Below are 22,248 nucleotides of genomic sequence, written 5' to 3'. Positions count from 1 at the left end.
GTTCACTCCGGCGCAACGAGACATTGAGCGATGCGCTCGGCATCGAGGCGGGCCAGATCGTCTTGATACTTGAGCAGCACGCCAAGCGTGTCCCGCACCGATTGCGGATCGAGCTCAGTGACACTCAACGCGGCGAGCGCGCGGCACCAGTCGATCGTCTCGGCGATACCGGGCGCCTTGAATAGGTCCATCGCGCGAAGACGATGAACGAAACCGACCGCGCGCCGCTGCAGCTCGGCGCCCGCTTCGGGGGCTCGTGCGGCGACGATGGCGAGCTCGCGCTCGCGCTCGGGATAGTCGATCCATTGGTAAAGACAACGGCGCTTCAACGCATCGTGCACTTCGCGCGTACGATTCGACGTCATGACGATGAGCGGGGCGCGCTCGGCGCGCACCGTGCCGTACTCGGGGATCGAGACCTGGAAATCCGAAAGCAGCTCGAGCAAAAACGCCTCGAACGGCTCGTCGGCGCGGTCGATCTCGTCTATCAGCAATACACGCTGCGCGCCCGGATGCTGTTCGTCGGGCAACAGCGCCTGCAGCAGGGGGCGCTTGAGCAGGAATTCGCCGCGATAGAGCGTGTCGTTGGTCGGATGCTCGCCGGCCGCTTCCGCAAGACGCAATGCCATGATCTGGCGCGGGTAGTCCCACTCGTAGAGCGCGCTTGCCGTGTCGAGACCTTCATAGCATTGAAGGCGCAACAACGCCGTGCCGAGCATGCCGGCCGCGGCTTTTGCGAGCTCCGTCTTGCCGACGCCGGGTTCTCCCTCCAAAAAGAGCGGCCTATCCATGCGCAGCGCGAGAAAAAGCGCCGTCGCCAACTCGCGGCTCGCGAAGTAACCCTCTGCCGAGAGCTGAGCGAGCGTCTCATCGATCGTCGTCGGTTGCATCGTCGCCTGGGCCGAAGCCGCGCCCCGGTGAGGGCGCGATTCCGTGCTCCGTGATTACTTCGAAGTCCTTAGCATTGTTCGATTGTGCATCGCTTCCGATTTAGCGTGCCCGCTCGACCGCGCGCGCGGCGAGCACGGGGATCAGATGCGCGCGGTAATCGGCGCTCGCGTGCAGATCGGTGTTGAGGCCGTCGGGTGCGATCGTCACGGAGCGCGCGGCCGCGCTCGTGAAGTCGGCGGTGAGCGCCTTCTCGAGCTCCGTCGAGCGAAAGACCGAAGAAGCGGCGCCCGTGACGGCGACGCGCACGCCATCCGCATGCCGGGCGACGAATACGCCGACGAGCGCGAACTGCGAAGCGGGATTGCGGAATTTTTCGTAGGCGCACGTTTGCGGCACGGGGAACTCCACGGCCACGATCAGCTCGCTGGGCTCGAGCGCGGTCTCGTACATGTCGACGAAAAAGTCGTCGGCCGCGATTCGTCGCCTGTCGGTCACGATCGTTGCCGCGAGCCCGAGCACGGCAGCCGGATAATCGGCGGCCGGATCGTCGTTGGCGAGCGATCCGCCCAGTGTGCCGCGCGCGCGCACCTGTCGATCGCCGATGTTGCCCGCAAGCTCGGCGAGCCCCGGCAATACCCGCCGGATGTCGAAATGTTCGGCGACGTCCGCATGGCAGACCGCCGCGCCGATCGTAACCATCGCCGCGTCCACGCGAATCTCCTTCAGCGCGGCGATGCGCGTCACGTCGATGAGCTTGGCCGGTTGAGCAAGCCGCAGCCGCATCGTCGGCAACAGGCTCTGACCGCCCGCGAGGTACTTCGCTTCGCCGTCGGCCGTCAGCGAAGCGACGGCTGCCTGCGCGTCGGAGGCGCGCTCGTAGTCGAATGAATACGAATACATTGAGGACTCCTTCGCTTAGTGAGCCGATCGCCGTGCCGCCGCGATGGCGGACCAGACCCGGTGCGGGGTGGCCGGCATCTGGATATCCTTGACGCCGAGCGGCGCGAGCGCATCGAGGATGGCGTTGATGACGGCGGGCGGCGAGCCGATCGCGCCGGCTTCGCCGCAACCCTTCACGCCGAGCGGATTGTGCGTGCACGGCGTGCCCTTCATCGTCTCCACCGTGAAGTCGGGCAGATCCGATGCGCGCGGCATGGCGTAATCCATATAAGAGCCCGACAGCAACTGCCCCGTATCATTGTCGTACTCGCAGTGCTCGAGCAGTGCCTGCCCGATCCCCTGGCCGAGTCCGCCGTGCACCTGGCCCTCGACGATCATCGGATTGATCACGTTGCCGAAGTCGTCGACGGCCGTGAATCGATCGACACGTGTTTCCCCCGTGTCCGGATCCACTTCCACCTCGCAGATGTAGGCGCCCGCCGGATAAGTGAAATTGGTGGGATCGTAGAACGCATTCTCGTCGAGGCCCGGCTCGAGCTCTTCGAGCGGATAGTTGTGCGGGACATAGGCGGCGAGCGCGACATCAGCGAACGATTTCGTGCGATCGGTGCCAGCCACGCGGAAGACGCCGTTCTTGAACTCGATGTCGCTTGCCGATGCTTCGAGCAGATGCGCGGCGATTTTCTTCGCCTTCGCCTCGATCTTGTCGAGTGCTCGCATGATCGCGGAGCCGCCGACGGCGATCGAGCGCGAACCGTAGGTGCCCATGCCGAACGGAATGCGGCCCGTGTCGCCGTGCACGATCTCGACGTTTTCGATCGATACGCCGAGCCGGTCGGCCACGACTTGCGCGAACGTCGTCTCGTGCCCTTGACCGTGGCTGTGCGAGCCGGTGAAGACGGTGACCGTCCCCGTTGGATGCACGCGCACTTCGCCGGCTTCGAAGAGCCCCGCGCGTGCGCCCAGCGCGCCGGCGAGCCTCGAAGGCGCGAGGCCGCACGCCTCGATGTAGCACGAATAACCGAGGCCGCGCAGTTTACCGTTTTGCTTCGACGCGTCCCTGCGTGCCGCAAAACCGGCCACGTCCGCGCGCTCGATCGCCCTGGCGAGGCAGGCTTCGTAGTCGCCGGTGTCGTACGTGAGGCCCACGGGCGTCGTGTAAGGGAATTCGCGAATGAAATTGCGGCGGCGGATTTCGGCCGGATCCATACCGATTTCGCGCGCGGCCGTTTCGACGAGGCGTTCGACGACGTAGGTCGCTTCGGGGCGGCCTGCGCCGCGGTAGGCATCGACGGGCACGGTGTTCGTGAAGACGGCCTTGACTTCCGCATAGATCGCGGGCGTCGCGTATTGGCCGGCGAGCAGTGTCGCATAGAGGATCGTCGGTATCGACGACGCGAACGTCGACAGATACGCGCCCATGTTCGCGATCGTATGCACGCGCATGGCGAGGAACCGGCCGTCGCCGTCGAGCGCGAGCTCGGCTTTGGTCACATGATCTCGGCCGTGTGCGTCGGAGACGAAGGATTCCGAGCGCTCCGCCGTCCACTTGACAGGGCGGCCGACACGTTTAGCCGCCCAGGTGAGCGCGACATCCTCGCCATAGAGGAAGATCTTCGATCCGAAGCCGCCGCCGACATCGGGTGCCACGATGCGCAGCTTCGATTCAGGCAGTGACAGCACGAACGCCGCCATCAGCAGCCGCTCGACGTGCGGATTCTGATTCGCGACATAGACCGTGTAGCTGTCGTCCTGCTTCGAATAGCTGGCGTTGACGGCGCGCGGCTCGATCGCATTCGGCACGAGCCGGTTGTTGACGATATCGAGCGTCGTCACATGCGCGGCCTTCGCGAACGCGGCATCGGTTGCGGCTTTGTCGCCGTGGCCCCATGTGTAGCAGACATTGCCGGGCACGCTGTCATGCACGAGCGGCTGGCTCGAATCGGCCGCATGGGCCGTGTCGGTCACGGCGGGCAGCACGTCGTACTCGACTTCGATGAGCTCGGCCGCGTCCTTGGCCTCTTTTGCCGACTCGGCAATGACGAGCGCGACGGGATCGCCGACGTGGCGCACCTTGTCGACCGCGAGAACGGGATGGGGCGGCTCGTGCATCGGCGTGCCGTCGATGCTGTGAATGAGCCATCCGCACGGCAAGCCGCCGACGCGCTCGGCCGCGAGGTCCGCGCCGGTGAAGATGGCGATCACGCCCGGCGAGCGCTTCGCGTCCTCGATATCGATGTTGCCGAGGCGCGCGTGTGCGTGCGGCGAGCGCAGAAACACGCCATAGGATTGCTGCGGAAGCAGAACGTCGTCGGTGTATTGTCCGCTTCCGGTGAGGAACCGATAGTCTTCCTTGCGCTTGACGGAAGCACCGATCAAGCCTGGCTGTTCGGGTGCGTTCATCGTTCAGGTCTCCTTAACGGACTTGTCCCGCGCTGCTCTTCATCGCCGCGGCGCCTTCGAGCACGGCCTTCACGATGTTGTGGTAGCCCGTGCAGCGACAAAGATTGCCCTCGAGCTGATGGCGCACTTCATCCGCGCTGAGCTCAGGCCGTTGCGCCGCGAGCGCGGCCGCGCTCATGACCATGCCCGGTGTGCAAAAGCCGCACTGAAGCCCGTGGCAGTCGCGAAACGCCGCTTGCATCGGATGAAGTTCTCTGTCTCGCGCGAGGCCTTCTATCGTCGTGATCTCGGCGCCGTCGGCCTGCACGGCCAGCACGTTGCACGCCTTCACGGCGCGGCCGTTCAGATGCACGGTGCAGGCGCCGCATTGCGCCGTATCGCAACCGATATGTGTGCCGGTGAGGCGCAGGCCGTCGCGGATGAAATGGACGAGGAGGGTGCAGGGTTCGACTTCCTCGGTTACCGGCTTACCGTTGACCGTCAGGCTGATGCTGATTGCCATGAATCGTCTCCTTGGGGATCGAGACCGGCACTTCTAGTCGAGTCGAGTGCGCTCGGTGCCGCTCGCGCCGCCAACCGTCGCTTTGACCGTGCCGCTGATCTTGACGATTAGCCAGCCGTGCTTCGTTATTCGAGATGCATCGGCAAGTAAAGCACAATTTGACGGCAGGCGCTGCGTTTTCCGCTTGCCGTTCGTCGGCTGGGGCTCACGAGGGGAACGTCCGGCAAGCCGCCGAATCGTCGAATCGCGGGCGGGACGCACCCTGTCAGCCTGTATCATTGCCGCGACCACTCGCTATGACTCGCTATTGAGCTCCAAGCACGCTCGAATGAAAAAACAAGCCGACCGCTCCGCGCACGTTTGCGCATTGCACAATGGCCGCCGATCTCGCCAGCGGCGTCGTTGGCATCTACCTTCGATAGCCACTCCATGAAATTCGACACAATTGTGCTCGGCGCCGGCATGGTCGGCGTCTGCATCGCCACGCATCTGCAAAAGCGCGGTTGCGCCGTGGCGCTGATCGATCGCAAGCAACCCGGCAACGAGACCTCGTTCGGCAATGCGGGGCTGATCCAGCGCGAGGGCGTCTACCCCTACGCCTTTCCGCGCGAGCTGGGCAAACTCCTCGAATACGCGCGCAACGAGGCGCTCGACGTACGCTACCATCCGGCGGCGATGCCGAAGCTCGCGTCGTTCCTACTGCGCTACTGGCGCAACTCTCATCCCGAGCGCCACGCGGCGATCGCCCGCTCCTATGCGACGCTGATCGGCCATTGCGTCAGCGAACACCGCGTGCTGGCCGACGCGGCGGGCGCGAGCGGGCTCATGCGGCCGACAGGCTGGATCAAGGCATTCCGCACGGCGGCAAAGCGCGACGAGGAATTCAGGACTGCCGAGCGTTGGCGAAAAGAGTACGGCGTCGAATTCGAGGCGCTCGACGCGGCTCGGCTCCACGAGATGCAGCCCAATCTCGCCGCCTCGCTCGTAGGCGGCGTCTGGTTCACGCAGACGTATTCGGTCGGCAATCCGAACGCGCTCGTGACGGCTTACGCGCGCTACTTTGAGCGGCTAGGCGGGCGTTTCCTGATCGGCGACGCCGATACGCTTTCCGGACAATGGCAAGTCGAGACGGACGAAGGTCGAGTCGAAGCGCGCTCGGCCGTCGTCGCGCTCGGTCCGTGGTCCGAGCGCATCGCATCGAGGCTCGGCTATCGCCTATCGCTCGGGATCAAGCGTGGATATCACATGCATTATCGGCCGCAGCCCGACGCGCCCCTGACCTATCCCGTGCTCGACGCGGAAAAGGGCTATCTGATTACGCCGATGGATCGCGGCATTCGGCTCACGACGGGCGCCGAACTCGCCTTGCTCGATCAGCCGAAAACCCCGGATCAGCTCGATGCTGTCGAGCCGATCGCACGCGAGCTCTTTCCGCTCGGGCCCAGAGTCGATGCCGAGCCATGGATGGGGCAGCGCCCTTGCACGGGAGACATGTTGCCGATCATCGGGCCCGCCACACATCACAGCGATCTCTGGTTCGCTTTCGGCCATGCGCATCACGGCTTCACGCTGGGGCCGGTGACGGGCCGGCTCGTCGGCGAGATGATGGCGGGCGTTGCGCCTTTCGTCGATCCCGCTCCGTTTCGCGTCGATCGCTTCTGAAGCTCCGCCCGTCGCCGGAATGGGGCACCGTGCTGGCCGCCGGCCGGCCCCTCGACGGTGCGCTCGACCTGCCTCTTTGCACCAAACTGACTCTCGACGCTCATGCGACGGGCGTTTGGTCGACCCCGTCCGAAAAGATCGCACGAATCATGAAGGGCACCCTCGCCGTGGATGCCGGCCGATGCGTGGCATGGGTATTGCGTCGCCCTTGCCACGGCCAGGTCAACGGGGGCTTCGCCGGAGGTACGAAAACGATGCTTGCCGCGGCGACGACCGCGGCCGAAAGGACAACGGGGTCCTTCATCGATCTCGCGCCGATCGGGCGACCGGTCGAGCGTTACGGATATGAAAGAACAGCTAGACAAGAAGAACAATGCCGTCTCGGGCCAAATCATCGGCGAGCTGATCAATGTCGCGGGGCGCCAGCGCATGTTGTCGCAGCGCATCGTTCTGCATGTCCTGCTTGCCGGCCAAGGCGATGCGTCGGCGCTCGCAATTGCACGTGAGAGCGTCGCGACGTTCGCCGGCGCGCACACGGACCTGGTCGACGGCAATGCGCGGTTGCCGGGTGCCTTCTCCGAGGCGTTGCGCTCGCTTTATTTCGGCACGCACAAGGCGGACGAGCGTATCCGCCGTTTCATCGGCGATGCGGGCGCGGCGATCCAATCGATTGCAGCGGGCGACGCAGCGGCAGGCAGTCAATCGCCTCAATCGCCCTCCGGCAACCGCCATCGTGCCGTCGATACACTGATCGCACAGGCGACTCCGCTGCTCGAGCTGCTCCAGCAGATCACGCTTGCCTACCAGAACGAGATGCGAGGCGTCGAGCAGGCCGCCTCGAAACGTAATGCCGAACTGGCGGAAAGGCTCAGTCACATCTCGATGCAGGCCAACATCGTCGCGATCAACGCTCGCATTTCCGCGGGCCGCGCCGGCCCTTATGGCCGTGAGTTCGCGGTCGTGACATCGTTGCTCGCCGAAATCGTCAAGGAGATGGACGGCATGATCCAGAGCGTGCTCGGCGCAAGAGAGGCGCGGCGCGCCGCGCCGCGATCACGCTGAACGCCGAAGACGCGGCACGCTCGGCCAAGCGCTCGGCAAGCGCGGGACGAACGGCGTAGAATGCGCCTCGTCGCGCATTGCGCCGTCGTAGCCTCCCGTGTCATGAGCGAATCCGTCGCCTCATCATTGTCGTTTGCATCGTCTCCGTCCCTCGCCATCCAGCCGGCTGCCCCGAACGAGGGCGGTCTCGACGCGCTCCGCGAATTCATGGAGCGGCACCGACGTCTCTTCGTGCTGACGGGCGCTGGCGCGAGTACCGCGTCAGGCATTCCTGGCTATCGCGATGCGAACGGCGAATGGATGCGCGCGCAACCAATTCAGCTGCAAGCTTTTCTCGATTCCGAGCACGCACGGCGCCGCTACTGGGCTCGCAGCATGGTGGGCTGGCCGCTTCTCGCCGGGGCGCAGCCGAACGCGGCGCATCGGGCGCTCGCTCGGCTCGGCGCGGCGGACCGCGTCGCGCGACTCGTCACGCAAAACGTCGACGGTCTGCATCAATGCGCCGGCAGCACGGACGTCATCGAGCTCCACGGCAGCATTCGCCAAGTCGCGTGTCTCAATTGCGGCGTCGAGCATCCGCGCGACGATATTCAGGACATACTCGCGCGCGAGAACCCAGGGCTCGCCGACGCCGTGGCGGCGCCTTCCGCCGATGGCGATGCGCACCTCGAATGGGACGGACTCGATGCGTTTCGTGTACCGGCCTGCCCGCGCTGCGGCGGTTTTCTGAAGCCTTCCGTCGTCTTTTTCGGTGAGAGCGTGCCGCGCGAGCGTGTGGACGCCGCAACGCATGCGCTCGAAGCGGCCGATGCGATGCTCGTCGTCGGTTCGTCACTGATGGTCTACTCGGGCTACCGCTTCTGTCTATGGGCGTCGCGTGCGGGCATGCCGATCGCCGCGCTGAACATCGGGCGAACCCGGGCCGACTCGTTGCTGTCACTCAAAGTGGAACTGCCGTGCGGCGATGCATTGGCCGCACTGGCCGGACATTTTTCATAGTGGTGACGGCGCTTGCGTCGTCCCGCGCGGCCGCATCGGCGGCTTTCATTCTCGCGCCGCGTCGAAAATCATCTGATTCATACTCCGCGTCGCGGCAGCACTTCTAGGAGAATTCAGCAATGGGCAAAGCAGCTATCGGCGTCATCGGTCTGGCAGTCATGGGCCGCAATCTCGCACTGAATATCGAAAGCCGCGGCCATGCCGTGGCCGTCTATAACCGTAGCCGCACGCGAACGGACGAGATGCTGGCCGAATTTCGGGGCCGCAATCTCGTGCCCGCCTATTCGTTGCAGGAGTTCGTCGACTCGCTCGAGAAGCCCCGCCGGATTCTGCTGATGGTGAAGGCGGGCGAGCCCACCGATGCGACGATCGCGGAAGTGAAGCCGCTGCTCGAACCTGGCGACGTGCTCATCGACGGCGGCAATACCCACTTTACCGATACCGTCAGGCGCAACGAGGAACTCGCGAAATCAGGCCTGCATTTCATCGGCACCGGCGTTTCGGGCGGCGAGGAGGGCGCGCTGAAAGGGCCTTCGATCATGCCTGGCGGCCCGCGCGACGCCTACGATCTCGTGGCGCCGATTCTCACGGAGATCGCGGCGAAGGCGCCGGACGGCGAGCCCTGCGTTGCCTACATGGGCCCAGGCGGCGCGGGTCATTTCGTCAAGATGGTTCACAACGGCATCGAGTATGGCGACATGCAGTTGATCGCCGAAAGTTATGCCGTGCTGAAGCAGGTGGCGGGCTTGTCCAACGCGGAGCTCGGGCAGGTCTATGCGGAATGGAACGAAGGCGAGCTCGACAGCTATCTGATCGATATCACGGCGAAGATCTTCCGCAAACGCGACGAGGAAAGCGGACGAGATCTCGTCGATATGATCCTCGATCGCGCGGCGCAAAAAGGCACGGGCAAATGGACGAGCCAGAACGCGCTCGACCTCGGCGTTCCGCTGCCGCTCATCACCGAATCCGTATTCGCCCGAGTGCTGTCGTCGCTGAAGACGCAGCGCGTGGCGGCGAGCAAAGTGCTCGTGGGGCCGCAGCCGAAGGCATTCACGGGGGATCGCGCCCCGTTCATCGAAGCGGTGCGGCGCGCGCTCTATCTGAGCAAGGTGATCTCCTATGCCCAAGGCTTCGCGCAACTGCGCGCCGCCTCGGAGGAGTACGACTGGAACCTGCAGTTCGGAACGATCGCGAAGATCTTCCGGGCCGGCTGCATCATCCGCGCGCGGTTCCTGCAAAAGATCACCGACGCCTACGGCAAAGAGCCGGGCCTCGCGAATTTGCTGCTCGACCCGTACTTCCGCGATATTTCGGAGAACTATCAATCGGCGCTGCGCGAAGTGGTCACGGCGGCGGTCGCGGCCGGCGTGCCCGTGCCGGCGTTCGCCTCGGCGATCGCCTATTTCGACGGATACCGTTCGGAGCGTCTGCCGGCAAACCTGATCCAGGCGCAGCGCGACTTCTTCGGTGCGCACACGTTCGAGCGGATCGATCGCGAGGGAAGCTTCCACGCGGCCTGGGCGTGAGGCGGGGAACGTCGGCGAAAGTCAATTGTGGTCGGTTTCATAGCCAACGGTAGCACGAGACAACCGGATTATTGCTGATTGGGAAACACTCTTTCATCAATTTAATGGTTTTCCCTAGGTGCTCCGGTCGTTAGACTGTGATTAACGCTTCAAACAAGAGGTGTTTGAGGCGAACACAAACACCGGAGGTCATGTCATGAAATCGCTCATTTTTGCAGTTGCCGCAGCTTCCGCTCTCTCGTTGCCGCTCGCGTCGTTTGCTCAAGTCCAATCGAACCAACCCTTGACCCGCGCTCAGGTGAAGGCTGACCTGGTCCGCGTGGAGCAGGCGGGCTACAACCCGGCGGTAGGCACCGACCCGTATTACCCGGCCGATATTCAAGCGGCTGAAGCGCGCGTTGGGCAACAACAAGGCGCGCCCGTTGCCGAGACGACCGGCGTCGGCGGCGCCGCAAACGGTTCGGTCCAATCGGGTGCGCCTGTGGATAGCCGGCCGACGAACGTCGACGGCGTGCACCCGCTCTTCTTCGGTCGCTGATCGGACGAACGCGCACCGTTCTTTCGGCGGAGTCAATATATCGAAAGAAGCGGCGCGCGATGGTAAGCATTCCGAAAGGCTGGCTCGCTGCCACCGTGCAAACGGGGCGCGGGCCAGTTTCGTTTTTGCCCTCGGATGGCAAGATGTGCGATCCTCGTGCCGCGAAACCGTGAATCGATATCGCCATCATGTAAGACACTCGTTTCATTGCATTCGATCGAGGGCCATCTTGACGAAAACAATTTCGACTCCTGCTTATCGACAGCGCGTGCTCTCGCACGCGGCGTTGTTCGCTCTGTGCGCTCTACTCGTGAGCGGCTGCGAGACGACGGACCGGTGGTTGAACGGGCCGACGGCAACGACGGAAGCGCGCCCCTACGCGCAACAGGCCGGCGTCCAGCCCGGCTACTACCGAGTGAACCTCGGCGACACGCTCGCCAGCGTCGCGGCCGGGTTCGGCCAACGCCCGCAGGACATCGCGGAATGGAACCGGCTGCCCCTCAACGCCGCACTCGCACCCGGGCAGGTGTTGCGCGTCGTTCCGCCCGCGGCGGCGAACGCGAACGTGGCCGGCGCCCCTACGATTCGCCTGGCTTGGCCTGCTTATGGCCAAGTACTGAGGTCGCAGTCGACCACGAAGGCCAAGGGAATCACGATCGCCGGGCAGGCCGACGAACCCGTCAAGGCGGCGGCCGATGGCCAAGTCATCTATATCGGCAGCCCGACCGAGGGCGACCAGTACGCGTCGCTCATCGTCGTGAAGCACAGCGACGCGCTCGTGACCGGCTACTCCGTGAGCGGCCCCGTCTCCGTCAAGGAAGGCGATGTGGTCAGGAAAGGCCAGCCGCTCGCGACGATGGGCATCGACAAGAGCGGGCGAAGCACACTCGAGTTCGAGGTTCGCCGCGAGGGCGCGCCGATCGACCCGCTCGCCTATTTGCCGCGGTAGCGCTGCTGACCGCTGCGAACGGGCTCGCGGCTAGCGCAGCGAGGCGAGCCGAATCGACAGCTTCCTGATGTGCATCTTGTACGCTTCGATCGTCTCGCGCTCGCTGTCCGCGCTCAAATGCGGTAACTCGGCGAGTTCCGCCTGTGCTTGGAACTCATCCACGATTTGCCGCCTCATATCAGGCGGAAGGGCTCGGATCAGCGAAACGGTCAACAGTTCCTGGGCGTGGATCATCCCGAGGACCGAGTGCATCGTCACGTGCGAGGCCATGTCGAACTCCGTTAGGACTGCCGACGGTTTCCATAGTAGGCGGCGCGCATTGATCCGCCAATCCCGAGGCCCACGCAGCCATCGCGGCACGGATGCGTTAAGTCGGACGGGGTGGTCCCGCGGCGCGGCAAAAAGGCGTAACCTGTGCGCTTCGCGGCACCCGCGTTTCTCGCGATCCGCCCGGGCGATAGCAAAGCGTGTGCCGCTGCGCTAACCAGGAGGATTCATGACAGCCGTCGATCTCGAGTTCGATCAGCTGAACAGCACCGCCGATGCGTTGCGGCGCTCCATCTCGAACCGTCTGATATACGGCGTCGGCAAGGATGCCGTCGCCGCGCGGCCGCAGGACTGGCTCCATGCGGCGGCGCTGGCCGTGCGCGACAGGCTCGTCGCACGCTGGATGAAGACGACGCGCCAGCAGTACGAGCAGGACGTGAAACGCGTCTACTACCTTTCGATGGAGTTTCTCATCGGCCGGACGTTCACGAACGCGCTGCTCGCGCTCGGCATCTATGACCAGATGAACGAAGCCCTTTCGAGCCTCGGCGTCGATTTGACGTCCATCGCCGAGCTCGAGCCTGACGCCGCGCTCGGCAATGGCGGCTTGGGGCGGCTCGCCGCCTGTTTCCTCGACTCGATGGCGACGCTCGCGATCCCGGGCTTCGGCTATGGCATCCGTTACGACTACGGCATGTTCCGCCAACAGATCGTCGATGGGGCGCAGATCGAAACGCCCGACTATTGGCTGCGTGGCGGCAATTCGTGGGAGTTCCCGCGTCCGGAGGTTCAGTACATCGTCCATTTCGGCGGTCATACGATTCAGCGCGACAGTGGGGTCGAATGGGTCGAGACCGAGCACGTCAACGCGATGGCGTACGACACGGTGATACCGGGATATGGCACGAGCGCGACGAATACGCTGCGGCTATGGTCGGCGCGCGCGACAGAGGAACTCGATCTGTCCGCGTTCAACCAAGGCGACTATCGTCGCGCCGTGGAGGCAAAGGAACATTCGGAAAACGTTTCGCGGCTGCTCTACCCCGACGATTCGACGCAGGCGGGCCGCGAGCTGCGCTTGCGCCAGGAGTACTTCTTCGTCTCCGCGACGATGCAGGATCTCATTCGCCGCTATCAGCGCACGCACAGCACGTTCGGTCGCTTTGCCGAGAAAGTCGCGGTCCATCTCAACGATACACACCCGGTGCTCGCGATTCCCGAGCTGATTCGGCTGCTCGTCGACGTTCACCATGTTCCGTGGGACCGCGCGTGGAAGATGGTTCAGCAAGTGTTCTCGTATACGAACCATACGCTGATGCCCGAGGCGCTCGAGACATGGGACGTCGATATGCTCGCGCGGCTGCTCCCGCGGCACCTCGAGATCATTTTTGAAATCAATGCGGGTTTTCTGAAGGAGGCAAGCGAGCGCTTCGGACACGACGTCGACGTTATCCGGCGAATCTCGCTCGTGGACGAGTTCGGCCAACGCCGCGTGAGAATGGCGCATCTCGCGATCGTGACAAGCCAGAAGGTCAACGGCGTATCGAAGCTCCACTCGCAATTGATGGAGCGCGAATTCTTCAGCGACTTCGCGCGCATGTTTCCCGATAGGTTCACCAACGTGACGAACGGCATCACGCCGCGCCGATGGCTGGCGCAGGCGAGCCGGCCTTTGTCGTCGCTGATCGACTCGCATATCGGCATGGGTTGGCGTACCGACCTTTTCGAACTCGGCAAGCTGCGCGCATTGAAGGACGATCCCACGTTCGCGGCCGAATTTCGCTCCGCGAAACGCCGCAGCAAGATTCGGCTCGCGAACCGGCTGTTGCACGACATGGGCGCTTCGATCCATCCTGATGCGCTCTTCGATATGCAGGTGAAGCGCATTCACGAGTACAAGCGGCAGTTGTTGAACGTGTTGCACGTGATCGTCCGCTACAACCGCATTCGCGCGAATCCCAACCACGACTGGGTACCGCGCGCGGTCATCTTCGCGGGGAAAGCGGCGTCGGCGTACAAGATGGCGAAGACGATCATCAAGCTGATCGGCGATGTGTCCGCGATCGTCAACAACGATCCGCTCGTCGGCGATCGACTCAAGGTTGTCTTCGTGCCGAACTACGGCGTAAGCGTCGCCGAGTTGCTGATTCCAGCGGCGGATCTTTCCGAGCAGATTTCGATGGCGGGAACAGAAGCGTCGGGTACCGGCAATATGAAGCTCGCGCTGAATGGCGCGCTGACCGTCGGGACCATGGATGGTGCCAACATCGAGATTTGCGAGGCCGTGGGCCGAGAGAACATGTTCATCTTCGGGCTCGCGGCAAATGAAGTGACGGAGATGCGCTCGTCAGGCTACCGGCCCCGCCAGATATACGAGGAGAATGCCGAACTGCGCCAGGCCCTCGACCAGATCCGCACAGGCTTCTTCTCCGATGGCGACTCGCATCGCTTTTCCGACATCTTTCACACGCTCGTCGATTGGGGCGATCACTACATGGTGCTGGCCGACTTCGCGGCCTTCGCGGCCGCGCAGGATGCGGTGGACGCACGCTTTCGCGACCCGCGTGCCTGGACGGCGAGTGCGATCGAGAACGTGGCGGGAATGGGGCAATTCTCGTCGGATCGGACCATTGCCGAATACGCGCGCGAGATCTGGCGCGTGAAGGCGCTCGAAACGGAGTAATGCGGCGGGGTCTCGATGCGCGGGGTTCGGGCGTCAGGGTGATTCATTCTTGCGCGATGACGGCGAGCGCTGCGCAGAGGCAGCGCTCGCATTCGCCAAGGCACCGCGCACCGCTTGCTCGACGCGCGCGAGGAATTCGAGGTCCGGGCTCGAGACAGCCTCTCGCTCGCCGTTGGCCGTCTTGACGACGAGCCGGTGTATCACGTCCTGCCAAAGCCAGGCCAGCGCGCCGACGACGACGAGCATTACGCCGAGCGCGAGCGCGGCACCCGATCGATAGATCGGGGCGCCCGCGGCCGCGAGAGCGACGCCGATGATCGAGATCGCAAGCGGAAATACCTTGTTCTTGCGCGTCTCGACGACGCGAACATCTTCGATCTCGCGCAGCGAGAATACCTGGCCGCCCGCGCTGAGCGTATTGCGCGTGATCATGACACCGCGTTCGTTGAACGTGTTTTCCATCGAAAAGGAATCGGTGCGCGTTGCACGATGAAGGTTCGCAAGCGTAGCAGAGAACGCTCGCAGCGCAAATCGGGCGGGGCGAAACGCCGCGCGGCTCGAGGGGTTCGGTCGAGCGACCGTGTGAGGGCGGCGCCCTTCGTGACTGAGTGAGTTTCAGCGCACTTCGTCGACAAAGATGCGGCCGGGTACGTGAGAAGCGACGTAGCGTGCGATTTCCGTATCGCTGAGTTCAGCCGGCACCACGCAACGGTGTGAGGGAGCGTCATTGGCCATCGTCCATTCGACGAGCCGATAAGTCCGGCCCCAGGGGCGTTGCACCGGCGCCGATACCCGGCAACTCTGGACGGGGAGCGCGTGGTCGCGCTTTAGTATGCTCTGCAGATCCTTGAAGACGGTATCTTCGATCATCGCCTTTCCGTTTCCCGCGTCGCTACGCGATGAGGACGCCGGAGAAAGAGAGAACCCATAGGCAAAAAGATGCCGCCGATGCTCCGGCGGCTCAACAGGGGTGGTATGGCTGCCATCGTGACAGCCAACAATTAAGCCAAACTTAAGAGGACCATCGCGACTCTTACAGATAAACAAAAAGGCTCCGCGTATGGCGGAGCCCTTCATCGAGAGAAACGCCGCCTTGCGGCGGCGCGTTCACGTTGATCAGCTAGCGGACTTCGGTGCCACGTCGAAGTCGAAATACTTGCTCTCGAGCTTCTTGTAGGTACCGTCCTTCATCATGCCGTCGATGGCTTTGTCGACCGCGGCCTTGAGGTCCGCGTCTTCCTTACGCATACCCATGGCGGCTGCGCCGCTCGGGATCGGCTCTCCCGCTTCCGCGAATCCAGCGCCGCGCGATTGCTTCAGAAAGCCGAGGTCTGCTTGCACCTTGTCTTGCAAGGCGGCGTCGAGCCGGCCCGACAGCAGGTCTTGATAGACCTGGTCCTGGTTTTGATAGGGGACGACCTTCACGCCGGCCGGCTCCCAATTCTTCTTCGCGTAGGCTTCCTGCGTCGTGCCTTGCTCGACGCCGACCGACTTGCCCTTCAGCGAAGCGGCCGTGGGCAGCAGGCCCGAGCCCTTCTTTGCGACGAGCGCCGTCGGCGTGTCGAACAGAGGCTTCGAGAATGCGATCTGCTGCTCACGCTCCGGCGTAATCGTCATCGACGACAGAACGCCGTCGAACTTGCGCGCCTTCAAGCCCGGAATCAAGCCGTCGAAGTCATTCTCGACCCAGACGCATTTCGCGTGCACACGCTTGCAAATTTCGTTGCCGAGGTCGATGTCGAAGCCGACGAGCTTGCCGTCCGGCGCTTTCGATTCGAACGGAGCGTAGCTCGCGTCGACGCCGATGCGAATCTCCTTCCATTCTTTTGCTTGCGCAGTGCCGGCACAAGCGAATGCAGCAATGGCTACTGCGGCAAATAGTTTCTTCACGTTGACTCCTCGAAGCGGTTCGTCGAACCCCTCACGGTTGTGCCGCGGGGGGCGCGTTATTGAGGCCGACGGCGTTGGCCGGCGGCGCGGCGCACATCATACCAAGTCAAAATGATGACTGTGCCCGACAGCGGAACGCGGCGGCTCCTGTTACAAAAAATTTCTAAAGATCGGCTTCGACATGCCGATATTCGGCAGGTGTGTGGTCGGAAACTATCGGCACCGCTATCCGTACATAGAGACGGGAAACGCCGCCGTTTTTTGCGGCGATGCCATTCATCAAGATTAAAAATTTCGAGTTCCGGGGCTGAACATGTCACAAGCATTCGGGGTCATTGGGCAGTCGACGACGAGAGGCGTCGACCATGCTGACTATATGTGCAACAACGTCACAGAAGCAATCACGACGTTGCCCTTCTATCGAGTTTCGGGCGCTTCAGGCGCGCGCCGATTGAGCTAGCTGCTTTCGCACTGCTTTCTCGACAAGGTTTTCTCGAACGCCGTTTCGTTTGACGACGGCGATACCGAAGCTTCGCATTTGCCTTCGTTGGATACCCGCTCCAAGCGGGCCGCATAGATCGGTCCCAACGCGTTGTTTCACGCTTCTATCGAAGCGTGAGCGGGCAATCGTTTGGCTTTAAAGCGACTGCGGTACCCGTCGCGGGATTTCCTTTGTCGATCTATCTGAGAGCGACGGCATCTGGTCATCGTGAAGTCTGACAGCCGTGTTGCCCGCTTTTGCTTTGCTTTTGCTTGAAGCACGTCGCTCGCATTGGCATTCGATCGTGCCGGCGAGCGACTGATAAGAAGAAGCCATAGAGAGAATGAAAAAACGAGGTAGCAAGTCTGCAATCGACAGGCTCTCGGGTTGGCCGACGACAACGAAGCGTGTCCCCTGGAGCGCCCGCTTGCGCGCGGTCCTGCCGCTCTGCGGCGCGCTTGCCGCAATGAGCTGGTCATGCACGTCGCACGCGCAAGAAACGAGCACGCTCGACGAACAAGAGCAGCGGCGGCGTGCGCAGCAGCAGGCGATCGAGCGCGAGCGCGCATTGAACGCGCCCAGGGTGGAGCTCGAGCCGCAGCACCGCGCCGAGCCAGTCGACGACGGACGCGTGCCCGAAGAGTCGCCGTGCTTCAAGGTCGAGGAACTGACGCTGCGGATTCCGGAAGGGCTCAGCGAGCCGGTTCGCGCCACCGGCGTCCGCGCGCTCTCGCCGGACGACAGTGCTACTTCCGCTATGATTAAGAGGTAACTCAGATGACTCCTGAGTATTCGCAAACGATATTGGAGATTCGGGAAACCTTGCAACCGCGAAGTTCGGCGGAGCATTGTTGTCGGCTCTAATTCGTGCGGACTCATGGTCGCAGCAGCTTCGGAATCGGGACATCAAAACCCTGGTTGATCTGGGCTGGCAGCAGTTCTCGCTCAATCCGGCTTCTTTCTGTAAACAGGGTGTGCTTGCGGAGATTCAGGAAAATGTTGGGGAATACAAGAATAGCCAACTGTGCTCATATCCATGAGGTACAACGCTACCACAATCAAGACATGCAGGTAGTCGATAGGTAGGGCCGCCGACTCCGTCGGCATAGAAAGGATCTTTACAATCGGCAACTCCATCCGGATGAACGGCAGTGGGCGAAGGACAACGCGGCCGCGTTCGCCAAGTTCTACGCTGACAAGACCGGGCAATCGATTACGCCGGATCAGGCTCTTGAACTTTTATTGGGGAGCGGATTGCGGATCATAGGCAGTGCTGATTAGCCTTAGGTAGCTGCTCGTGCGTTCGGCGAGTTGGGTTGATGGTTTAAGACCGGCGTGAGCGATGGTCACCTCCCCCGTTCGGAGTGGATCGCGGGGAGCGGGCCTCATTGGTGGCAGCGGATGCGGCCCGCACTTTTGTATCGATAAATCTCTCCTTCTTAGCCGCCGTGTCCCTTGCTTTCTGTCGTCGGCGCGATTAGCGGAGACGGCCTGCGTGCAACGCTTGGCGTCGTGCTTAAGAAAGACGCTGGCGATGACGTTTCGATGCCTTCGCGTTCCTTCGGATCGAGCCTGAGACGCCCTCGAACTGTGTCGCAGGTGCTCGTCGGGCCCGGGCCTGGGCCGCTATCAGGGTTACTTGTTCCGATATCGCAAGAAAAACGGCGAGGCGCTGAGGGGGGCAGCCAACATACGCGGCTGGTCCCGGTGAAGGTGTGCTTCGGTTGGTTGGTGCGCAGTCACCGGATTCTGTCAAACCCCGACGCCGATATCGACATGCTGCGGGTGGAAAAGCGTCTGCCTCGGCACGTGTTCAGTGCCGTGAAGGAAGCATGCTCGCCGCGCGAGCGATACGAACCTTCCCAGAGAGTAGTTTATAAATTACAATGTATTTCACAATGGCGATGGAGCTGAAGCAAACTGAGACGTTCCAAAAATGGCGAGCGGGACTGAAGGACGAGCGAGCCCGAGCGCTGATCGCATCGAGGCTTGATCGCCTGGCCTTTGGGCATGTGGGTGATGCCGAGCCGGTCGGGCAAGGGATCAGCGAGTTGCGTATCCACTATGGGCCGGGGTATCGCATCTACTTCCAGAGGCGGGGCGATACGATCGTCTTGTTGCTGTGCGGTGGAACGAAGAGCGGGCAAGCGAGAGACATTGAGGCGGCAAAGCGCCTGGCAAATGAGTTGGGAGAGTGAGATGACCGAAAAGCTAACGACCTATGACCCTGCTGAGGACTTAGGCAGTGAGGAAGCGATGGCGGTGTTCATGGCTGAGGCGTTCCAGACGAACGATGCAGCCTACATCGCTCATGCACTGGGTGTGGTAGCCCGTGCCAAGGGAATCGCACAGATTGCGGGGCAAACGGGACTCTCGCGCGAGCAGCTGTATCGTTCCTTCAGCGATCAAGGCAACCCGACATTGAAGACGATGCTGGCGGTACTCAAAGCGTTGGGCCTTGAGCTGACGACGAGGGTTGCCCACGCGTAACTGGGCGAGAGCGTGAAACGCCGTATGTGAAGATCGGCTAGAGGGCACTGGCGTCGGGCTAGGAGGACCTGCGCGAGGCAGTGCCCGCTAATCGCGCTGCCAACACGGAGGGGGCGCAGACACAGGCTACGTCCAAGCCGGACAAGGACATTGCTGCGAGCCGCTATTGTGCCGTCGTGCGAGAAAGGAAAAAGCAAAAGAGAAAGGAAAAAGCAAAGGTGAACAAACTAGATACGCGCGTCCGCCGTGTGACGAGGCCCGGCGCGAACTGGTTTGCCGAACTGGGCTTCGCTCCCGCGGAGGCGCTGCTGTATCAAGAGCAGATGGCGGCTGTCATTAGTCAAGTGCTTGCAGAGGAGCAACTCGCGGGCCATGCGGCGCTAAGCTCTGACGAAGAAGGTTCGCGCGGCCCGCAGGCCTATTTGCCCATTCCGCCGGCGACCATCGCGAATCCCCGGGCAAGTGGCGAAACGGCGCGTGCAGCCTGTTACAAAAAATTTCTAAAGATTTGCTGAAACATTCCGATATTCGGCGGGTATATGGTCGAAACGACCGGCATCGCCAGCGGCGGAGAGAGGCGCAAGCGAAGCCAGTCGATTTTCGAGGCGACGTGTCTATAACGATTAGAAATTTGGAGCTCCGGGGTTGAAGTGAACATGCAGCAAGCCAGTGCGATTGTTGAACTGCCGATGACGAGAGATTTCGGCGAAACCATCCTTCTTGATGGCAACGCGAGAGAAGCATACAAAGCGTTGCTCATCGCATCGAATTCGAGCGCACCTAGTGCGGTGCCGGCTGGGCACGGGGTCGCGCCAGCCTGCTAGCCACAATAAGGACGCGAGCAGCAATAAAACACCAGCCATTTGCATTGATTGACGTTATTTTATTTAGAAGAGGAAAAAATGAATTTCACGAAAGCCTATGGGGCCGTGCTCGCCGCCGCTGTCGTCGCGTTGGGCGGATGTGCAACGGAGTCATCGCGCTCATTGGCGGTGCCGCCGGTTGCCAGTGCGCAAAAGCCGTTCGCCGGCAAGCCGATCGGCATTTCGGTTGGAAAGTTCGACAACCGCTCCAGTTACATGCGAGGCATCTTCTCGGATGGCATCGATCGCTTGGGCGGTCAGGCCAAGACGATTCTGATCACGGCTTTGCAGCAGAGTGGGCGCTTCAACGTGCTCGATCGCGACAACCTTGATGAAATCCGCCAGGAGGCCGGCTTCATGAAGAAGGGGCAGGCGATCAAGGGCGCCAACTTCGTGATCACGGGCGATGTGACCGAGTTCGGCCGCAAGGAAGTGGGCGATCACGAGTTGTTCGGCATCCTGGGCCGCGGCAAGAACCAGGTCGCATACGCGAAAGTGAGCATCAACGTGGTCGACACCACGACATCGGAAGTCGTGGCCTCGAGTCAGGGTGCGGGCGAGTTCAGCCTGTCGAACCGCGAAATCATCGGCTTCGGCGGAACGGCCAGCTACGATTCGACGCTTAACGGCAAGGTGTTGGACCTCGCGATCCAGGAGGCGGTCAATCACCTGGTCGACCAAGTTGATGCCGGCGCACTCAAGGCTGCGAAGTAAAAACAGCTAGCCCACCGTTTCACTCACGATCAAACAGCAATCAACCACGACTACGGGGTCAAGATGAGACACATCGGTGCCATGCGGGGCCTTTGCCTGCCTGCCGCGGCCATGCTGCTCGCGGGATGCGCGGCGAACAACCCGCCGCTTTATCAGTGGACCGGCTATCAGCCGGCCGTCTACGACTACCTCAAGGGGGAAAAATCTCCGCAAGAGCAGATCGACTCGCTCGAAAAGGCTCTTCAGGAAATCCGGGCAAAGGGCAACATGCCGCCCCCCGGCTTTCATGCCCAACTGGGTATGTTGTACGCGAGCGTCGGTAACGACACGCAAGCCATGCAGGAGTTCACGGCCGAGAAGCAGCTTTTCCCGGAATCGTCGACGTATATGGACTTCCTGACGAAGAAGTCGAAACAACCCTGAGCGAGCCCAACATGTTCAAGTTCCTTTCTTTCAAGCTTTGGCTTGCTTTGTCGACTCTGGGCTTGCTCGCTGCGTGCGCCCAGCCGGTGAAGCATGTCGACTACACGGCATTCAAAAGCAGCCGCCCGCGTTCGATTCTAGTCCTGCCGCCCGAAAACGAAACGGCCGATGTAACGGCTACGAACAGCATGCTCTCACAGATGACGCTGCCGCTTGCAGAATCCGGTTACTACGTGGTCCCGGTCGCGGTGATGGATGAGACATTCAAGCAGAACGGACTGACGATGGCTGCCGAGATTCAGGCCACGTCACCCGCCAAACTGCGTGAGATTTTTGGCGCCGATGCGGCGCTATATTCGAAGGTGACTCAGTACGGCACGGTGTACCACTTGATCGACAGCGCGACGGTCGTCACTGCCTCGGCCAAACTGATCGACTTGAAGACAGGCGATGTGCTCTGGGAGGGGCGCGCGAGCGCGAGCAGCAACGAGGGCAACAGCAACAGTGGCGGTGGCCTGATCGCTATGTTGGTGACGGCGGCGATCAAGCAGATCGCGAACTCGCTGACAGACAAGAGCCACGATATCGCCGGGGTCACGAGTTACCGCCTGCTGCATGCAGGGCCGCCCAACGGGCTGTTGTATGGCCCTCGCTCGCCCAAGTACGGGACCGATTGAGCGAGTCGAAGCAGCCAGGATACTGCACGTCTCTCGGCCTCGCTTATCGAAGGTCATGAACCGGAAGGCCGGCAAGTTCACGATTGACGCCTCGGTGGACATGCCGGCGCGCGGCGGCAAGCGGCCGCCACCTTATCGACCACGGCAACCCCATTTCCCGCGCGCCGCTGCGGAAACTCATACGAAATCGAAGCGGCGCGACGCCGGCCTGGCTCTCATGCCGCACCTAAGCCGCGCAAAAATCGAAAAATCGGCGTCTTCCAACTATCAATAGCACCTATATTGATTGCATCATCCGTGGCGCCAGCCGCATTTCGCTCTTTCT

Annotated in this window: 23 protein-coding genes; 15 read left to right on the top strand and 8 right to left on the bottom strand. The window is 62.3% G+C overall.

Annotated features, from left to right (window positions below; genetic code table 11):
* Nucleotides 1–2: 2 nt before the first annotated feature.
* The 4 genes from B0G57_RS05640 to B0G57_RS05625 form a co-directional block, all read right to left on the bottom strand.
* On the bottom strand, nucleotides 3–890 hold the full coding sequence (locus B0G57_RS05640; RefSeq protein WP_018439253.1) for an AAA family ATPase: 888 nt from the start codon (nucleotides 888–890) through the stop codon (nucleotides 3–5).
* 100 nt (nucleotides 891–990) lie between these two features.
* Complete coding sequence (locus B0G57_RS05635) at nucleotides 991–1,791, bottom strand: FAD binding domain-containing protein (RefSeq protein WP_018439254.1); 801 nt, start codon at nucleotides 1,789–1,791, stop codon at nucleotides 991–993.
* Nucleotides 1,792–1,806: 15 nt separating this feature from the next.
* Complete coding sequence (locus tag B0G57_RS05630) at nucleotides 1,807–4,194, bottom strand: xanthine dehydrogenase family protein molybdopterin-binding subunit (protein ID WP_102606725.1); 2,388 nt, start codon at nucleotides 4,192–4,194, stop codon at nucleotides 1,807–1,809.
* Nucleotides 4,195–4,207: 13 nt separating this feature from the next.
* Complete coding sequence (locus B0G57_RS05625) at nucleotides 4,208–4,696, bottom strand: (2Fe-2S)-binding protein (protein WP_018439256.1); 489 nt, start codon at nucleotides 4,694–4,696, stop codon at nucleotides 4,208–4,210.
* A gap of 429 nt (nucleotides 4,697–5,125) precedes the next feature.
* On the opposite strand from B0G57_RS05625, the gene B0G57_RS05620 reads away from it, so the two are divergent.
* From B0G57_RS05620 to B0G57_RS05590, 6 genes are all read left to right on the top strand, one after another.
* Nucleotides 5,126–6,358: an NAD(P)/FAD-dependent oxidoreductase gene (locus tag B0G57_RS05620; RefSeq protein ID WP_018439258.1), complete on the top strand. Its 1,233-nt coding sequence runs from the start codon at nucleotides 5,126–5,128 to the stop codon at nucleotides 6,356–6,358.
* A 345-nt stretch (nucleotides 6,359–6,703) separates the two neighbouring features.
* Nucleotides 6,704–7,420 (top strand): type IV pili methyl-accepting chemotaxis transducer N-terminal domain-containing protein, encoded by a 717-nt coding sequence (locus tag B0G57_RS05610; RefSeq protein ID WP_018439260.1) that lies wholly within the window; start codon nucleotides 6,704–6,706, stop codon nucleotides 7,418–7,420.
* A gap of 102 nt (nucleotides 7,421–7,522) precedes the next feature.
* Nucleotides 7,523–8,419 (top strand): NAD-dependent protein deacetylase, encoded by an 897-nt coding sequence (locus B0G57_RS05605; protein WP_018439261.1) that lies wholly within the window; start codon nucleotides 7,523–7,525, stop codon nucleotides 8,417–8,419.
* A gap of 119 nt (nucleotides 8,420–8,538) precedes the next feature.
* Nucleotides 8,539–9,948, top strand: a complete 1,410-nt coding sequence (gene gndA / locus B0G57_RS05600) for an NADP-dependent phosphogluconate dehydrogenase (protein ID WP_018439262.1) — start codon at nucleotides 8,539–8,541, stop codon at nucleotides 9,946–9,948.
* A gap of 196 nt (nucleotides 9,949–10,144) precedes the next feature.
* Entirely contained in the window at nucleotides 10,145–10,486 is a 342-nt protein-coding gene (locus tag B0G57_RS05595) for a DUF4148 domain-containing protein (RefSeq protein WP_018439263.1), read from the top strand.
* Between the two features lie 229 nt (nucleotides 10,487–10,715).
* Complete coding sequence (locus B0G57_RS05590; RefSeq protein WP_020566026.1) at nucleotides 10,716–11,435, top strand: murein hydrolase activator EnvC family protein; 720 nt, start codon at nucleotides 10,716–10,718, stop codon at nucleotides 11,433–11,435.
* Nucleotides 11,436–11,465: 30 nt separating this feature from the next.
* Here the strand turns inward: B0G57_RS05590 and B0G57_RS05585 are convergent, their stop codons facing one another.
* The gene (locus B0G57_RS05585; RefSeq protein ID WP_026229400.1) at nucleotides 11,466–11,693 is read right to left on the bottom strand and encodes a hypothetical protein; all 228 of its coding nucleotides are present in this window, start codon (nucleotides 11,691–11,693) and stop codon (nucleotides 11,466–11,468) included.
* A gap of 238 nt (nucleotides 11,694–11,931) precedes the next feature.
* Between B0G57_RS05585 and B0G57_RS05580 the strand changes: the two genes are divergently transcribed.
* The gene (locus B0G57_RS05580) at nucleotides 11,932–14,385 is read left to right on the top strand and encodes a glycogen/starch/alpha-glucan phosphorylase (protein WP_018439267.1); all 2,454 of its coding nucleotides are present in this window, start codon (nucleotides 11,932–11,934) and stop codon (nucleotides 14,383–14,385) included.
* 33 nt (nucleotides 14,386–14,418) lie between these two features.
* Here B0G57_RS05580 and B0G57_RS05575 read toward each other — a convergent pair whose 3' ends face one another.
* From B0G57_RS05575 to B0G57_RS05565, 3 genes are all read right to left on the bottom strand, one after another.
* Nucleotides 14,419–14,847, bottom strand: a complete 429-nt coding sequence (locus B0G57_RS05575) for a DUF6232 family protein (RefSeq protein ID WP_018439268.1) — start codon at nucleotides 14,845–14,847, stop codon at nucleotides 14,419–14,421.
* A gap of 153 nt (nucleotides 14,848–15,000) precedes the next feature.
* Nucleotides 15,001–15,255, bottom strand: a complete 255-nt coding sequence (locus B0G57_RS05570) for a DUF2866 domain-containing protein (RefSeq protein ID WP_018439269.1) — start codon at nucleotides 15,253–15,255, stop codon at nucleotides 15,001–15,003.
* Between the two features lie 246 nt (nucleotides 15,256–15,501).
* Nucleotides 15,502–16,275, bottom strand: a complete 774-nt coding sequence (locus B0G57_RS05565; protein ID WP_018439270.1) for an ABC transporter substrate-binding protein — start codon at nucleotides 16,273–16,275, stop codon at nucleotides 15,502–15,504.
* Nucleotides 16,276–17,099: 824 nt separating this feature from the next.
* Here B0G57_RS05565 and B0G57_RS30815 point away from each other — a divergent pair.
* The 8 genes from B0G57_RS30815 to B0G57_RS05520 all read left to right on the top strand — a co-directional run bounded on the left by B0G57_RS30815 (nucleotide 17,100) and on the right by B0G57_RS05520 (nucleotide 22,197).
* Nucleotides 17,100–17,528 carry a hypothetical protein gene (locus tag B0G57_RS30815; RefSeq protein ID WP_146013318.1) on the top strand — a complete coding sequence of 143 codons (429 nt, stop codon included), beginning with the start codon at nucleotides 17,100–17,102 and terminating at the stop codon, nucleotides 17,526–17,528.
* A gap of 1,114 nt (nucleotides 17,529–18,642) precedes the next feature.
* Nucleotides 18,643–18,954: a type II toxin-antitoxin system RelE/ParE family toxin gene (locus B0G57_RS05550; protein WP_018439276.1), complete on the top strand. Its 312-nt coding sequence runs from the start codon at nucleotides 18,643–18,645 to the stop codon at nucleotides 18,952–18,954.
* Nucleotide 18,955: 1 nt separating this feature from the next.
* Entirely contained in the window at nucleotides 18,956–19,246 is a 291-nt protein-coding gene (locus B0G57_RS05545; RefSeq protein WP_026229401.1) for an addiction module antidote protein, read from the top strand.
* 80 nt (nucleotides 19,247–19,326) lie between these two features.
* Nucleotides 19,327–19,761 (top strand): hypothetical protein, encoded by a 435-nt coding sequence (locus B0G57_RS31290; protein WP_189595302.1) that lies wholly within the window; start codon nucleotides 19,327–19,329, stop codon nucleotides 19,759–19,761.
* Between the two features lie 387 nt (nucleotides 19,762–20,148).
* Nucleotides 20,149–20,823, top strand: a complete 675-nt coding sequence (locus B0G57_RS05535; protein WP_018439279.1) for a CsgG/HfaB family protein — start codon at nucleotides 20,149–20,151, stop codon at nucleotides 20,821–20,823.
* An 81-nt stretch (nucleotides 20,824–20,904) separates the two neighbouring features.
* A complete protein-coding gene (locus B0G57_RS05530; RefSeq protein WP_035468300.1) occupies nucleotides 20,905–21,246 on the top strand; it encodes a DUF4810 domain-containing protein in 342 nt (113 codons plus the stop codon).
* Nucleotides 21,247–21,257: 11 nt separating this feature from the next.
* A complete protein-coding gene (locus tag B0G57_RS05525) occupies nucleotides 21,258–21,923 on the top strand; it encodes a DUF799 domain-containing protein (RefSeq protein WP_018439281.1) in 666 nt (221 codons plus the stop codon).
* A 55-nt stretch (nucleotides 21,924–21,978) separates the two neighbouring features.
* The gene (locus tag B0G57_RS05520; RefSeq protein ID WP_018439282.1) at nucleotides 21,979–22,197 is read left to right on the top strand and encodes a hypothetical protein; all 219 of its coding nucleotides are present in this window, start codon (nucleotides 21,979–21,981) and stop codon (nucleotides 22,195–22,197) included.
* The last annotated feature ends 51 nt before the right edge of the window (nucleotides 22,198–22,248 follow it).

The sequence above is a fragment of the Trinickia symbiotica genome, from assembly GCF_002934455.1.
Classification (GTDB): domain Bacteria; phylum Pseudomonadota; class Gammaproteobacteria; order Burkholderiales; family Burkholderiaceae; genus Trinickia; species Trinickia symbiotica.
This window is presented reverse-complemented; position numbering and strand designations above follow the sequence as displayed.